We start from the raw sequence: 547 nt of genomic DNA, 5'->3' as shown, positions 1-547 counted from the left end.
ATTACACATCAACTAAAACTTTTTATTTTTTTAAAAGGGGGGAAACTAGGTCAAGCTAGCCCCACTTTTAGTAAATTTATTCTGCCTTCTTAGCAGCCATTTCCTTTTCAAATGTTGTGGCCAATTCCTCAATAATACCTGCATCTACAATTGTCGCTGCTTGTAAAATCGTATGGAAGACGCTCCTCGCATTTGAAGAACCATGTGCTTTTAATACTGGTGCTTTAACACCAAATAAAATACCGCCGCCTGCTTGGTCTAAATCAATTTTAGTCATCGTATCTTTTAATGACCCTTTGATTAGTAAACCACCAAGTTTAGCGCTAACGCCACCGTCCATAATCGCATTTTTAACCAATTTCATTACAGCAGCTGCTGTTCCTTCCACTGATTTTAATACGGCATTTCCAGTAAATCCATCGGCTACGACAATATCTGCTACCCCGTTTAAAATTTCACGAGATTCGATATTACCAGTGAAGTGAATCTGATCATTGGCTTTTAATAAACCAAAGGCTTCCTTCGTCAAGTCATTCCCTTTATTGTC

Annotated in this window: 1 pseudogene; it reads right to left on the bottom strand. The window is 38.2% G+C overall.

Features of this window, described 5'->3' with window-relative positions:
- Nucleotides 1–76 precede the first annotated feature (76 nt).
- Nucleotides 77–547, bottom strand: a pseudogene (locus tag ACRCJ0_RS19025) (phosphate acyltransferase PlsX); the annotation flags it as partial.

The organism is Aerococcus sp. L_32, from assembly GCF_050689315.1.
This window is presented reverse-complemented; position numbering and strand designations above follow the sequence as displayed.